At 64.4% G+C, this 14,424-nt stretch carries 14 protein-coding genes and 1 pseudogene; 13 read left to right on the plus strand and 2 right to left on the minus strand.

From position 1 onward, the window contains the following. The 5 genes from JZY06_RS00765 to ffh form a co-directional block, all read left to right on the plus strand. Window positions 1–1,191 (plus strand): HD domain-containing protein (locus JZY06_RS00765; protein ID WP_207117573.1); only part of this gene is annotated, 1,191 nt, incomplete at its 5' end. Window positions 1,192–1,404: 213 nt separating this feature from the next. Beyond that, entirely contained in the window at window positions 1,405–2,412 is a 1,008-nt protein-coding gene (locus JZY06_RS00770; protein WP_207117574.1) for an SGNH/GDSL hydrolase family protein, read from the plus strand. Between the two features lie 112 nt (window positions 2,413–2,524). Then, window positions 2,525–3,901: an acyltransferase family protein gene (locus tag JZY06_RS00775; RefSeq protein WP_207117575.1), complete on the plus strand. Its 1,377-nt coding sequence runs from the start codon at window positions 2,525–2,527 to the stop codon at window positions 3,899–3,901. Between the two features lie 253 nt (window positions 3,902–4,154). Then, entirely contained in the window at window positions 4,155–4,736 is a 582-nt protein-coding gene (locus JZY06_RS00780) for a hypothetical protein (RefSeq protein WP_207117576.1), read from the plus strand. Between the two features lie 241 nt (window positions 4,737–4,977). Continuing rightward, the gene (gene ffh, locus JZY06_RS00785; RefSeq protein WP_207117577.1) at window positions 4,978–6,624 is read left to right on the plus strand and encodes a signal recognition particle protein; all 1,647 of its coding nucleotides are present in this window, start codon (window positions 4,978–4,980) and stop codon (window positions 6,622–6,624) included. Window positions 6,625–6,733: 109 nt separating this feature from the next. On the opposite strand, the gene JZY06_RS00790 is transcribed toward ffh, so the two are convergent. Beyond that, on the minus strand, window positions 6,734–6,964 hold the full coding sequence (locus JZY06_RS00790; RefSeq protein ID WP_207117578.1) for a hypothetical protein: 231 nt from the start codon (window positions 6,962–6,964) through the stop codon (window positions 6,734–6,736). Window positions 6,965–7,161: 197 nt separating this feature from the next. On the opposite strand from JZY06_RS00790, the gene JZY06_RS00795 reads away from it, so the two are divergent. The 8 genes and pseudogenes from JZY06_RS00795 to JZY06_RS00830 all read left to right on the plus strand — a co-directional run bounded on the left by JZY06_RS00795 (window position 7,162) and on the right by JZY06_RS00830 (window position 13,726). After that, the gene (locus tag JZY06_RS00795; protein ID WP_207117579.1) at window positions 7,162–7,932 is read left to right on the plus strand and encodes a hypothetical protein; all 771 of its coding nucleotides are present in this window, start codon (window positions 7,162–7,164) and stop codon (window positions 7,930–7,932) included. Window positions 7,933–8,021: 89 nt separating this feature from the next. Next, window positions 8,022–9,254, plus strand: a complete 1,233-nt coding sequence (locus JZY06_RS00800) for a glutathionylspermidine synthase family protein (protein ID WP_207117580.1) — start codon at window positions 8,022–8,024, stop codon at window positions 9,252–9,254. Window positions 9,255–9,282: 28 nt separating this feature from the next. Next, window positions 9,283–9,555: pseudogene (locus tag JZY06_RS00805) on the plus strand (hypothetical protein); the annotation flags it as partial. Between the two features lie 313 nt (window positions 9,556–9,868). Next, window positions 9,869–10,381 carry a 30S ribosomal protein S16 gene (gene rpsP / locus JZY06_RS00810; RefSeq protein WP_207117582.1) on the plus strand — a complete coding sequence of 171 codons (513 nt, stop codon included), beginning with the start codon at window positions 9,869–9,871 and terminating at the stop codon, window positions 10,379–10,381. 559 nt (window positions 10,382–10,940) lie between these two features. Then, window positions 10,941–11,669 carry a copper homeostasis protein CutC gene (locus tag JZY06_RS00815; RefSeq protein ID WP_207117583.1) on the plus strand — a complete coding sequence of 243 codons (729 nt, stop codon included), beginning with the start codon at window positions 10,941–10,943 and terminating at the stop codon, window positions 11,667–11,669. A gap of 100 nt (window positions 11,670–11,769) precedes the next feature. Further along, window positions 11,770–12,276, plus strand: a complete 507-nt coding sequence (gene rimM / locus JZY06_RS00820; RefSeq protein ID WP_207117584.1) for a ribosome maturation factor RimM — start codon at window positions 11,770–11,772, stop codon at window positions 12,274–12,276. Window positions 12,277–12,414: 138 nt separating this feature from the next. After that, window positions 12,415–13,326, plus strand: coding sequence for a tRNA (guanosine(37)-N1)-methyltransferase TrmD (gene trmD / locus JZY06_RS00825; protein WP_207117585.1), 912 nt, complete (start codon window positions 12,415–12,417; stop codon window positions 13,324–13,326). A gap of 25 nt (window positions 13,327–13,351) precedes the next feature. After that, a complete protein-coding gene (locus JZY06_RS00830; RefSeq protein ID WP_207117587.1) occupies window positions 13,352–13,726 on the plus strand; it encodes a hypothetical protein in 375 nt (124 codons plus the stop codon). Between the two features lie 79 nt (window positions 13,727–13,805). Here the strand turns inward: JZY06_RS00830 and JZY06_RS00835 are convergent, their stop codons facing one another. After that, window positions 13,806–14,252: a DUF1648 domain-containing protein gene (locus tag JZY06_RS00835; RefSeq protein ID WP_207117589.1), complete on the minus strand. Its 447-nt coding sequence runs from the start codon at window positions 14,250–14,252 to the stop codon at window positions 13,806–13,808. Window positions 14,253–14,424: the final 172 nt, after the last annotated feature.

Below are 14,424 nucleotides of genomic sequence, written 5' to 3' on the forward strand. Positions count from 1 at the left end.
CTGCCGGTGCCGGGACCGGTATGGAAGAAAATGCGCGGGATCGCCGCCCTGCCGGCACCGTGGCCGAAAAGGGCGACAGAAGATTTCCTGGCGGTGCTGTCGAATCCGGCGACACTGCAGCCGCTGGTTGCCGCCATGGACGCCAACGGGCTGTGGGAAAATTTCGTCCCCGAATGGCCGGTGGTCAGGGGGCTGGTGCCCCGCGAACCCAGCCACACCCACACCGTCGACACCCATCTGGTGCACACGGTGGCCAACTGCGGACGTCACACCGTGCAGGTGGCCCGACCCGATCTGCTGCTGCTGGCGGCGTTGTTCCACGACATGGGCAAAGGTACGGTCCGTCCGCACAGCCAGGTCGGCGCGGAGATCGCCGCCCGGGCCGGCGCCCGCATGGGGCTGGTGCTGACAGACCGGGCCATCGTGCAGAACCTGGTTGCCGAACACACCACCCTGATGCGGCTGGCGGTGACCTGCGCCCCGGATGATCCGCGGGCGGTTGACCGCCTGGTCGAGGCCTGCCACTGGGATCCGCTGATCATCGACCTGTTGTTCGAACTGACCCGGGCCGACGGGCTGGCCACCGGACCCCGGGTGTGGACCCGCCCGGTCGAACAGGCTGCCCGATCCCTGGTCGCCGGGGCCAAAGCGCATCTCAGCCCGGCGATTCCCTCCCGGCCGTACGTGTGGCTGCCGCCCGGCGGGACACTGCGGATCGTCAGCCGCGATCCCGGCTGCGAGATGACCCTGCGGGCCGTGACCGCCGAAGAAATTGCCCGGCTGGTGTCACTGATCGGGGCGAAAGGCTGGCTGATCACCGACTACCGGATGGTGCAGGCCGCGGACCGGCAACCGGGAATCTACAACGCGGTGGTGGGGGTGCGCACCACCTCCCCGGGAGCCGTCGATGAAAAGCTCATTGTCGAAGCCCACAAATCCGGGGTATTCACCCGGCTGCCCGAGGTGGCCCCGGCGCCGACCGTGGTCCACTGGTACACCCCGTCGATCGGGGAGGTCCGCACCGCCGACCGCAAAGGGGTGCTCGGCCAGCTTTTGAAACTTCTGCCCGTCGTGCACTGGTCCTCGGCAACCACCCCGGGATCAACGGTGATCGCCCGCTTCCAGCTTCCCGGCAGCAGCAGTGGTCCCGCAGTGGAGAAATCCCTCATGGCCGCGCTGGCGGGAACCTGAAAAACCACCCCGCCGGGCGGGTGCCGCCACAGCCTGTGCAGCGTGATAGATTCCTCGCATAACCCGGCCTGTACCGGTTGTGCCCGGCACACGTGTGGCGCCGCGACACCATCGTGGCGGTGCCGTGGTGGTGAGGGCATGTCGGCTATCACCCCATGCCCGGAAAAAGTGCCACACCCTAAATTTTTCCTCAGGAAAGGCCCCTACACCCCGATGACGATCACCCGTGCCCTGGCCGCGTGCCTTTTTGCCGTGGCAACCGCCACCGTTTCCCTGCCCGCCGCGGTAGGGGCAACCTCATCCGACCCGGCCGGTTTTTCCTCCACCGGATCCGCCCAAGCGCTGATCAGCGGCCACTACGGGCTGGGGGAATTCAACAAATCCGCGGCCAGCTCCTGGAATGCCGCCGAGCCCCAGGCCCCGGCCGGGGGTTTCCCGGTGCTGGTGTTCGGTGATTCCCACACCGGCGGCACAGTCCTGCCGATCAGCGCCGACTCCCGCGGCTGCATGCATTCGGCCCGCTCGTGGCCCAGCCAGCTCAACGATCGGCTGGGCGGCAATGCCGTCCTGGACGCTTCCTGCTGGGGCAGTGGACTCAACTCCGGGCACGGTATCCCGTTGGCCGACCAGGTCCGCTACGCCGAATCGGTCTCCGGACTGGGGCAGTCCACCCGCGACATCATCATCCAGATGGGATTCAACGACACCTGGTCCGGGCACGGCACCACCATGCTGGAGACCGCTGTCACCTGCATCACCAACCGGGCGGCCTGCAACCGGGGGCACGCCCCGCAGCAGGTGATCAACCCGGCCGACATCACCGCTGACTCCTATGTGGCCCGGCTCAAACCGGTCACCGACTACCTGGCCTACTATGCGCCCAACGCCACCATCCACCTGCTCGGCTACGCCTCGCTGAACCCGGCCGGTGACCCCGCCGTGTGCGCCACCATCGCCGGTGCCCCGCTGCGCCTGGCCGGAACAGAATTGGTCGGTGAGGAATTCGCCGCCCTGCACAAGGCACAGCAGCAGGCCGCCGCCCGACTGGGCCTGGACTTCATTGACCTATCCGCCGCCACCGCCGGACACCATTCCTGCAGCGCCGACCCGTGGATCAGCGGCATCGGCGATATCCGGGCCGGATTGGGCGGGGCGATCTACCACCCGTCGGTCACCGGCAACCGGGTGGCCGGCGACCTGGTCGCCTCCCGTCTGCGCTGACACGGCGCAGCCCACCGCACCCGCCCCACCGGCCGGGGCGGGAAACACGGTCTTTTCTCCCCGAACCGATCGTTTGTCCACACATTTTCACGCTGGCAGGTAACCGATTTTCATGGCAACACCCGCACAACCGGCACGCCGCCCCAATCTTCCCAGCCTCACCGGCGCCCGCTGGTGGGCTGCCGCCGCCGTGTTCGTTTTGCACGCCCTGGTGTTTCTGGCCGTCTACCCCTTCCAGAAATCGGATCTGTTTTCCACCCTGCACGCCATCGTGCCGATGCAGCTGGGCAGCGCCGGGGTGACGTTCTTTTTCATCCTGTCCGGATTTTTGATCTACTGGTCCAACTCACAGCTGGACAGTGTGCGCGCCGGGCTGTACTACTGCCGCCGCCGGATCACGAAAATCTATCCCATGCACCTGATCACCATGGGGCTGTTCATTCTCGCGGCAGCCACCGTGGCCGGCTACGTGCAGGCCGAGCAGGCGGGCCGTGAACCCGGCCTGCTGGATGTGGCGGCCCCGTTTCCCGTCTCCCGGCTGATCTGCTGGCTGCCCAATGCGCTGCTCATCCACACCTTCAACACCGACTGGGTGATGATCGGCGGGCTGAACGTTCCCGCCTGGTCACTGGCGTCGGAAATGCTGTTTTACCTGTCTTTTCCGTTGTTTGTGCCGCTGCTGCGGGCCATCCGCGGACGCGGCAACTGGGCCGGGCTTATCGGATGTTTCCTCCTCTCGCTGGCGCTGATCACCGCCATCCATCGTCTCGCCGACGGATCGAAAGACACCCGGAACTTCTTTGTCCCCCGCCTGTGGCCGGGGGAAGTCTCCCCGGTGGCTGACGTGCACGCCCACCCGCTGTGGTTTATCCAGGACAGCATCGCCGTCGACCACACCTACTGGCTGTCCTACTATTTCCCGCCCACCCGCCTGGTGGAGTTTTATCTGGGGGTCTTCGCCGCGAAGCTGGTGTGGGAGGGGCAGTTCAAAAACACCCGCATCGCCTGGCCGCTGGGGCTGTTGGCGCTGTCGTTTGCGGCAACCTGGTTTGTGCCGGTGGCCTACAAAATGTCGGTGGTTATGTCCCTGCCGATGACGCTGGTGGTGGCCACCCTGGCGGTGCGCGACATGAGCGGGGTCTCCGGGCGCATCAGCGGCCCGCGGATGGTGCTGCTGGGCAATATCTCGTTTGCCTTCTACATGGTGCAGTTTCCGGTGATGGTGTTTGTCCAGCGCTATGTCCTGGCCGGTAAACACGGCGGGCTGGGCCTGTGGCTTGCCGCCGCAGCCATCGCTTTTGCCGCCAGCTTCATCCTGGCCTGGATTCTTTTCACCTTCGTCGACGAGCCGCTGATGAAAGCGACGGCCAAAAAAACCGGGGACACCCGACCCCACCTGGCCGACACCCCGCACCCGCTGGTGCGCGACACCGCGATTATGCTCGGGCGCTTCTCGCCGGTGACTGTGCGCCCGGGAAAAAACAAATAGGCCCTGGTCACCACCTGCTGCAGGTGGTGGGTACACAGCCGCCGGTGAGCCTGATTACACAACCGGCGTCGTCGGGCGGTAGATTGTGCGGACAAACCGCGGTACCGGCCGCAGCTGTGGGTCGATGAAAAAAACATCACCGCAGCGGCCGACACCGTCGACCATGCTTGCGGCCTGTAACCGGGCGGGCCAGCCCGCCACAGCCGGAGAAAGTCCGCATCAACCGACGTGAAAGACGTGTGAGAGAAAACCCATGACTTTTTCAACAGCCCGTAAACCTGTGGGCGCCGTCATCGCCGCCTGCGTGATGGTGACCGGACTTGCCGCCTGCAATAACTCCGACGACAAGGACTCCCCGGAGACCACCACCACCGGGACCACCACCACCGCCGAGGTGGCGACCACCACAGCCACCACCACCAAACCCAGCGCCACAGCCACCACCACGGTGGACAAGACCACCCAAGCGTCGTCGACGGTCACCGTCGACCCGGTTGGTTCGGTGGCATCGACTGTGTCGTCGGTGGCCAGTGAGGCCGCCGAGACCGCCGGATCGAAGGCCTCGTCGGTGAGTTCTGCTGTGTCGTCGGTGGCCGGGGACGCCTCTGAAGCGGCCACCTCCCTGGCCGGTGACGCATCGTCTGCCGTGTCGTCGGTGGCCGGTGAAGTGGTCGACACCGTCTCTCCGGTCCAGCCGGAACCGGCCCAGCCTGCCGCCCCGGCCCAGCCTGCCGCCCCGGCGCAGCCTGCCGCCCCGGCGCAGCCTGCCGCCCCGGCCAACCAGCAGCAGCCCCCGCAGCTGCCCGGTGCTAGTGACGGAAAACCCGGCTACTGATTGACACCCCGGGAACTTGTTTTTCCCGGCTGACCGCTGTCCCTGTCCACCGTGGCGCCCGTTGGTCGGGGACAGCGGTTTTTTATGCTCTCCCGCCCCCGACCGGCCCAAGCCCCGGTACCGCCCAACCGGGGCGCGGTAGTCGATGTCAGGTGGAAGCGGCCGTGGGTTAGGATGGATCGGCACACCGGTTGTGTGCCGGCCATCCATCCCCGAGAAGCAAAAGGTGTTGATCCCCGAAGTGTTCGAGTCTTTGTCAGACCGCCTGACAGAAACGTTGAAAGGCCTGCGCGGCAAAGGCAAACTCACCGAGCAGGACATCAATGCCACCGCCCGTGAAATCCGTCTGGCACTGCTGGAAGCCGACGTCTCCCTGCCTGTGGTGCGGGGATTTATCAAACGCATCAAAACCCGTGCCGCCGGTGCCGAGGTCTCTGAGGCGCTCAACCCCGCCCAGCAGGTCATCAAAATCGTCAACGACGAACTGGTCGGCATTTTGGGCGGCGAAACCCGCCGGATGGTGTTCGCCAAAACCCCGCCGACGGTGATTATGCTGGCCGGTCTGCAGGGTGCCGGTAAAACCACCCTGGCCGGCAAACTGGCCCACCACCTGGCAGGTCAGGGGCACACCCCGATGCTGGTGGCCTGTGACCTGCAGCGGCCGGGTGCGGTGCAGCAGCTGCAGATTGTGGCCGAACGCGCCGGTGTGGACTGCTTTGCCCCCGATCCGGGAACCGCCATCGATTCCCACGACCATGAGATGGGCACCTCCCACGGCGATCCGGTGCAGGTGGCCAAAGACTCCGTCGAACAGGCCAAGCGCACCAAACACGATGTGCTCATTGTTGATACCGCCGGCCGGTTGGGCATCGACGAAACCCTGATGGCCCAGGCCCGCAATATCCGGGATGCGGTCAACCCGGATGAAGTCCTCTTCGTCATCGATTCGATGATCGGCCAGGATGCGGTGCACACCGCCCAGGCTTTCCGCGACGGTGTCGACTTCACCGGTGTGGTGCTCACCAAACTCGACGGTGACGCCCGCGGCGGTGCCGCCCTGTCAATCAGGGAGGTCACCGGCAAGCCGATCATGTTCGCCTCCACCGGTGAGAAGCTCAAAGACTTCGATGTCTTCCACCCGGAGCGCATGGCCAGCCGGATTCTGGGCATGGGCGACGTTTTGTCGCTGATCGAACAGGCCGAAACCGTCTTCGACCAGCAGCAGGCGGAAAAAACCGCGGCCCGGATGAGTTCCGGGGAACTGACCCTGGAAGACTTCCTCGACCAGATGCTGATGATCCGCAAAATGGGTCCCATCGGCAATATCCTGAAAATGCTGCCCGGCGGCAAACAGATGAGCCAGGTCGCCGACATGGTCGACGAGAAACAGCTCGACCGGATTCAGGCGATCATCCGCGGCATGACCCCGGAAGAACGCGACAACCCGAAAATCCTCAACGCTTCCCGCAGGAAACGCATCGCCAACGGCTCCGGTGTCACCGTCCAGGAAGTCAACCAGCTGGTCAACCGCTTCTTCGAGGCGAAGAAGATGATGGGCAAAATGGCGGGCCAGATGGGTATGCCCGGCTTCGGCGGCCGCAGCGCCACCAAGAAAAAGCCCAAGGGGCGCAAAAACAAGAAGGGCAAACGCAAAGGCGGCGGCAAACAGCACACCCCGAAGATGCCCGGTGGTATGCCCGGAATGCCCGCCGGCATGCCCGGCATGCCGGATATGGCTGAACTGCAGAAACTGCAGCAGCAGATGGAACAAGGCGGCGGGATGCCGAATATTCCCGGTATGCCGAAGATTCCGGGAATGCCGAAAATGCCCAAGGGCATGGAAGGCATCGACCTGGACAACCTCGATTTCGGCGGCAAAGGCAAGTAGAAAACCCGCTGTAGCGGGCAAGCCCGCATAATTTAGAACTGTCCCCGACCACTCCCGGTGTGGTCGGGGACAGTGTCGTTGGCGGGCTGTGGTGATAAAGACAGGTGGTTCAAAACAGCGACTGCTGGGCGTCTTCGATTCTCGGGCCACCGAAACGGTGCCGGGCCTGGCGTTCACTGACTCCCAGATACTGGGCGATGACGTCCCAGCCGAGACCGCGCATGACGGCGGTGGCCACCGCGTCTTTGAGAACCTGGCTGGCTTCAGCCTCCGCGACCGCGGCCTGCTGGATGTGCAGCAGTGCTTTGTCGTCCGCTTTCAGGCGTTTGGGGAGTGACACATCTTTTACCCTGCCACACAACCGACCGCACGTGTGCGACAAACACGCCGGTGAAACGGTGTATCGCGGCCCGTTGTCCGGCGGAACGGAAGCCGGGTCGGCGCGTCCGGCCTGGGGTGCCCGCACGGTTTTTTCGGCTAGGATCGGTGGGACATCAACCGTAGTCGACCTACCGCAGGGGAGTTGTCGGTTTTTCCATGAGTCACCGTCCGCACACCAGGATTTGTCTGCTGGCCGCATCTTTGGTGGTCACCGCCCCGTTTGTGGCCAGTTGTTCGGCCTCGGACACCGCGGTCCAGCAAGCCCCGGTCGAGGTGTCATCGGTCGCTCCGGAGGCTGCCGCGCCCGTGGAGGACCAGCCCGAACCCGGCCCGGATGATTATGTGGCCGTGTGCGTCAACCCGGACACCGGCCAGCGGGTTGACGATGAAGAGTGTCCCGACCAGGATTCTTTCGAGCAGACTGATCAGCATGTCCACTACTACGGCGGATCCCCGATCACCCCGTTTTTGTGGTTCTACCTCGGCACCCAGTTGGGTGGCCGCCAGCCGTTCATTCCGCCGGTCGGTTCCCCTGTCCAGACCTCCGGGCCCAATGCGGGAACCGTCACCACACAGCGTCCCGTGCAGGGCAAGGTGTTCACCGGTGCCCCGCAGACAGGCGGCAGTTTCGCTGACTCGGTGAAAAGTGCCCGCACCGTCAACACGGTCAGCGGTGGGTCAGTCACCCGCAAGCAGGCTGTGGCCGGTGCTGCCGCGGGTGCTGCGGCAGGAACCGCGGGATCGACCAAACGCACCGGTGGTTTCGGCAAGCCGAAACAACCCGCGGACGGCAAAACCGGTCCCGAGGGCAAGACCAACAACAATTCCGGTCAGAAACCCCCGGCCAACAAAGGGTCGAGGACCCAGAACCGCACAGGCGGGTTCGGCGGCGGCAAACGCTCCGGGGGCGGACACCGCGGCGGCTGACAGACAGCGGGTCAGCCGGACCCGTGTGCCTTCACAACACCGCACTGTTGCGACCACACACGCTTTTTTAAAAACAAGGACACACCCGTATGCTGCGACACCGTTTTGAACCCCGGCCCGGCTGGCAGACCACCATCGCCGAAGAGGGCCTGACCTACGATCTGGATTCCCCGGCCGATACCGAGCACTACTGGAACGAAACCCACGCCTACCTGTTCACCGAGAAGCAGATCGCCTCCATTGCAAAGCAGTGCGAGGAACTGTACTGGATGTGTCTGGAGGCGTCCTCCCGGATTCTCGACCGCCGCTACGGCGATCCCGGGGTTCCGGAAGAAGCCATCGATTTCGCCAAAGCCTCCTATGACGCCGGCGATATTCACCTGTATTCGCGTTTCGACGTCATCTACAACCCGGAGGAAGACCAGATCAAACTGCTGGAATACAACTCCGACACACCCACCGCGGTGGTCGAGTCGGCGGTCTGCCAGCAGTCGTGGATCGCCGACAAACCCGGGCTGCGTGACACCGGGCAGCTGGGGTCGATGCTGGTGGATAAATTCCGCCAGATTCTCGACCAGTCCGACTCCCCCCAGCTGCACCTGGCCCATGTCGACGATGAACTCGATGAGCTGGCCGAAGACCGGATGAACGTGGCGGTGCTCGCGCATGCGGCCAGATTGGCCGGCTGGCATGTCAAGGTCATCCCGCTGTCGGAGATATTCTGGGATGAGGACAAGGGCCTGTGGCTGGACGGCTCCGACGACCAGATCACAAACCTCTACAAGCTCTACCCGTGGGAGGACCTGGTCACCGACAATGATTCCGGCTACGACCGGCTGCTGTTTGACCATGGGCGCGACATCCAGTGGATCAACCCCGCCTGGACGATGGGTTCATCCACCAAGCTGCTGCTGCCCGCGTTATGGGATGCGTTCCCGTCCCATCCCTCGCTTCTTCCCGCCCGGGTCGATGATCCCGGGGAGATGACCGACTGGGTGAAAAAACCCTTCTTCGGCCGGGAAGGCGACGGCATTACCGTCAACGCACCGACTTTCGGGGTGACCGCCGACACCAACCGCCCCGACGACTCCGGCTTCAATGTTTTCGAGGATCTGGGCCGCTACGCCTTCCAGCAGTACTGCCCGCCGTTTGCGTTCGAAGGGGAGGACCACCGGATCAATCTGCCGGTAATCGGCTGCTGGATGGTCGGCTCGGCATTCGCCGGTCTGGCAATCCGCGAATCCTCCAGGATCATCACCGATGACCAGGCTCGTTTTGTGCCCGCGGCCATCATGGAGGAGGGATACCTTGACCGGCTGTGAACCCGCCGCGGGGTAGCTCAGCGTAGCGGAAGCCGCGGCTTTGCCCGGGCTGGACGACCAACGGGTGGTTGCCCTGCTGGAATCCGGTGACCTTCGCGCCAGCCACGATGGTTCCCGCTGGCAGATCACCGCCACGGCCCTGGCTGAGTGGAACAACCGCCGCACCCCGCGGTTGACCACTCTGGCGCAGGCACTGGCCACCCCCGGTGGCATGGCCCGTTTCACCGCCGGGCAGGTGGCCCGCTACCTCGATGATGAGGTGGTTAGCCCGGCCAGCCGACCGCCCGAAACGACGCTCTAAGTTGCCCCCGGCTGCCGGATGCTGCTAGTGTTTTTCGGGTTGTCCCTGCCGGATCATGTGTATCGGCGCCCCGCAACGGATGGGCACATCCGGCGGTCTGCTGCACACTATGTCACACTATGTCCGGCACAACCATGAAAAAGGGACAGCTTTTCCTGCGTATCACCGCAATCGACCACGGTCGAACGGTGGTCACGCGCAGGGTAACCAATCCAAGGGTTGAACCGGCCTGGAGATGTCAGCCGCGATGCGGAGGGTTTTTCCGGGTGCCTGTACTGCCCAGTGACCGACACTACGAAAAGGAGCCATCACCATGGCCGTCAAAATCAAGCTTCAGCGTATCGGCAAGATCCGCACCCCGCACTACCGCGTCGTCATCGCCGATGCCCGCACCCGCCGTTCCGGCAAGGTCATCGAAAACATCGGTGTCTACGAGCCGAAATCGGAACCGTCCGTCATCAAGATCGATTCCGAGCGCGCCCAGTACTGGCTGGGAGTCGGCGCCCAGCCGACCGAACCGGTTCTGGCTCTGCTGAAGATCACCGGTGACTGGCAGAAGTACAAGGGCCTGCCCGGTGCCGAAGGCACCCTGAAGGTTGCGGAACCCAAGCCCACCAAGCTGGATCTGTTCAACCAGGCTCTTGAAGAAGCCAACAAGGGACCCTCCGTCGAGGCGTTCACCGAAAAGAAGAAGAAGGCCAAGGAAGAAAAGGCCAAGAAGGAAGAAGCCGCCAAGAAGGCCGCCGCCGAGGAAGCCAAGAAGGCTGACGAGGCTGCCGAGAAGGCTGAAGCCGACGAGGCCAAGGCCGAGGAAGCATCCGAATAGGATTGCCCCCGTCCTCTCTTTTCCCGCCGCGGCGGTCCGGTTGACCGGACCTGTTCTAAGCGGGGCATTAACGGGTCCCGACACCCGGCGGCGCTGCCGGCCGGAAAGGGGACCCGTTCATTGTTTTTGCCTCCATGGTTGACCCATCGGTGTGATATAAACCACCTTCTTTGTCGGCTGTGTCCGTCACACCCTGCCACATCCCCGGCTGATCCCGGTACTGAAAGGATCAGCCGGGGATTGTTGTGTCTGTGTCGGACACAGCCCGCCAGCCGCAGGCGCCACGTCGGCAGCGGCAACCGGCAGGTTGGCTTTTTTCTTCCGCCACCGCTTCCGCCACCGCCCGGGCTGTCACAGGCCCCGCCCGAGCAGGTGGGGTGGCCACAGGCGGGATCTGTGCCTGCTCCAAAGCCGCGGGATGCCACCGTCACCGGTGCACGGTCGGCGGCTTGTCGTGTTTTTCCACCCGCCGGGGCTTGGGGTGGGCCACAATGGAAGGCGGGGCGTGGGCGAGATGCCCCGGATAGTCGACAACCCCAGTGGAGAGGATTTTTTAAAAATGGGATCGTTCAGGACGAAACTGGAGGTGGCGGTGCAGGACGCCGCCGGTGCCAGGGTAGCCAAACAAGCCGGTGCCGACCGGGTGGAGCTGGCCGCGGCGCTGGCGCTGACCGGCGGGCTGACCCCGACACTGCCGGTGGTCAAAGCAGCCGTGGCCACCGGTATTGATGTGCATGTTCTCATCCGGTGCCGGCCCGGCGGCTTCATCTACACCGACGAAGAGATCGCGATCATGTGCCAGGAGATCACCGATTGTGTTGACGCGGGCTGCGCCGGTGTGGTCTGTGGGGCGGCCAGCCCGGACGGCACGGTGAATATTGCCGCCATGGGTGCCATGGTTGCCGCGGCCCGGGGACTTGATGTGACCGTCCACCGGGTCATCGACACCGTCGACGACCGGCTGGCGGCCATTGATGCGGTCGCCGATATCGGGGTGGCCCGGATTCTCACCTCTGCCGGGGCGGCCGGGGCCTGCGATGATCCACAGGCCATGGCCGAGATGGTCGCGCGGGCCAACCGCCACGGCATCGGTATCCAGGCCGGCGGGTCGATCCGCCCGGCCACTGTTGGGGCACTCAAAGACACCGGTATCTGCGCGGTGCATGCCTCCTGTTCCGGTCAGGGACCCGATACCGGCCCGACAGGCCCGGGCGGTGGATCGGTGAGTACCACCATCACCGACGCTGCGGCAGTACGGGAACTCGCCGAGATCGTCCACTCCTGGTAAAAAGCCGCGGCGAAGAAAAAGCAACACACAAAAACACGCGGCTGCGGCCCCGGGGTGCGGGTGGCGTCCTGGGCCGGGCCAGCGGCTAAGCTTTTGCCCCATGGATGTCAGAATCGGCCGAGTTGTTAAATCACACGGCATCAAAGGTGAGGTGGTGGTTGACGCGACCACCGACGCCCCGGAAATCCGTTTCGCCCCCGGGAGCGTACTGACCGGCAGACAGGGTGGGTCCACCACCGAGCTGACGGTGGCATCGGTGCGGGAACACAAAAACCGTCTGCTGGTCTTATTCGAGGAGATCACCGACCGCACCCGGGCCGACCGGCTGCGCGGCATGGTGTTCGACGCGCCGCCACTGGACGACGACAGCGGTGAGGAAGGCTTCTACGACCACGAGCTTCAGGGCCTGGATGTCATCTGTGACGGCGCGACAATCGGCACTGTCACCGGGACTGTGACCGGTCCCGGCGGCACGCTGCTGGAAGTTGGGATCACAGACACCGGCAAACAGGTGCTGGTTCCCTTCGTCCACGCCATTGTCCCCACCGTGGATGTGGCCGGGCACAGCGTGACCATCACCCCGCCGGAGGGCCTGCTGGATCTGTGAGACAAACACTTCCCCCCTTTGAAAAAACCCGTCCCGCACGGTTGCTGCCGGTTTTCCCCGGGGGGATCACCCACCCGTTGCTACTCCGGCCGCGGCACACGGCAAACCACCACAACCAGTTGAAAACACCCCATCCCCATGCGCATTGACGTCGTCACCATTTTCCCCGGCTATTTCGAGCCGCTGCGCCACGCACTGGTGGCCAAAGCAGTGGAGAAAAACCTCCTTGAGGTCTACATCCACAATCTTCGCCAGTGGGCCACCGGCAACCACAAATCCGTCGATGATTCCCCCTGCGGCGGTGGACCGGGCATGGTGATGACCCCGACGGTGTGGGGTCCGGCGCTCGACGATGTGGCAGCCGGAACCGGCCCTGTGTCCACCGCCTGCCGGTTGACCTCAGCGGCACCGCACGCCAATAAACCGCGTCACGATGATCTTTCCGGCACCGGTTTTTCCGGCTACACCGACACCGCCTGGATTGATCCGGCCCGCGGTGAAGCACCCTGTGACGGGGACAAACCCGTCCTGGTGGTTCCCACTCCGGCGGGCAGTCCCTTCACCCAGGAGCAGGCCAGACAGCTGGCGGCCGAGAAACACCTGGTGTTTGCCTGCGGGCGCTACGAAGGCATCGACCAGCGGGTCATTGATGAGGCCGCCGCACGCTACCGGGTGCGGGAGGTCTCCATCGGCGACTATGTTCTCATCGGCGGGGAAGTGGCGGTGCTGGTCATCGCCGAGGCCGTGGTCCGCCTGATCCCCGGGGTGCTGGGCAATGCCACCTCGCATGAGCAGGACAGTTTCTCCGACGGCCTGGTGGAAGGGCCCTGCTACACCAAACCCGCCCGGTGGCGGGGACGGGACGTACCCGAGGTGTTGTTGAGCGGAAATCACGCACTCATCGACACCTGGCGGCGCGAACAGTCACTGCGCCGCACACTGTCGGTGCGCCCTGACATCATCGACCGGCTGGCCGATGACAATGCACTGTCGACCGACGATCTGGAATATCTGGCGCAGCTGGCAGATGATGCCGAACACCACAGCTGAGCGCGCACAGGTGCACAATGGGGATATGGACAGGGAAGTTTCCACAGACATCAATGTGCTGATCACCCCCGGCGAGTGGGCGGCAGTCGCGAAAGATTTGGTCTCCCGGCTTGAGCAGCGGGGCATACACGGGGCAACCGTGGACGCGGAAGAAATCTCACTGTCGTGTGAGCCGGACAATATGCTGGTCACCCAGTACGAGCAGCAGCAGGGCCATTCCCCGGTTGCGGAAGTGCTGCACAGGGTGGTCATCAACGGCCGGTCAACGTTGACTCCGCGGCAGCTCACCGCCGCGGTGGTGGCCTGTTTGCCGGAGGACATCTACTGGTACGGCACCTCCCATGAGGGGCGTACCGAACCGGGTGGCCGGGCAGCCTGCGACTGGAATCCGGATCGCTGACTGCTTCTTGTGCCATCGGGTGCCTGCCGCATGCACTTTGCGGCATCTGTCACCGGCGGTGCCGGCCGCAGGGATTTTTCTAGCGGGCATCCCGTCTGACCGGGGGGCCGGCCAGCCAGGCGGCCAATAGTCCCACCACACATCCCCCGGCACCCCACACAAGAATCTGGGCGACCGGCAATGTGACTGTGTGCGGGTCAGTGGCCGCGGCATTGATCGACGCCACCTTGACCATGATCCCACCCATCAGCGTTGCGACAGCGGTATTGATGCCCACCAGGCCACGGTTGACGGTGCCGCCCAAAAACCCCATGCCCACAGCCAACGCCAGGGCAATGGCGAACAGCAGCAGCGTGTAGGGCAGCGCCGCCCCGAAGCCGTCGGGCTGGCCGTGCACATTGAAATGGACGGCGATCTCGTCGGGCATCGACGGAACCTTCAGTAGGGAGTAGATGCCGCAGACAAGGGCAATCACGGTGGGCACACCGATGGCGACGGTGCGAAACCTGGTGGCGTTGGGTTGCATGGTTCCTTCGAAAAAGAAAATCGTATCCGGGACAAGCTGTCGGCGCCTGACACGCCGCATCCGTTGTGTTCCCAAGTGTAGGTGCACCGGGCACACCGGTGTGGGCAAAACACCGCAAAACATCCGCCCGCCCGGCTGTGCCCGGACCAGTCGGCGCCCACACCCTGTGCCG

It is taken from the genome of Corynebacterium mendelii (assembly GCF_017307055.1).
In the GTDB taxonomy this organism is placed as follows: Bacteria; Actinomycetota; Actinomycetes; order Mycobacteriales; family Mycobacteriaceae; genus Corynebacterium; species Corynebacterium mendelii.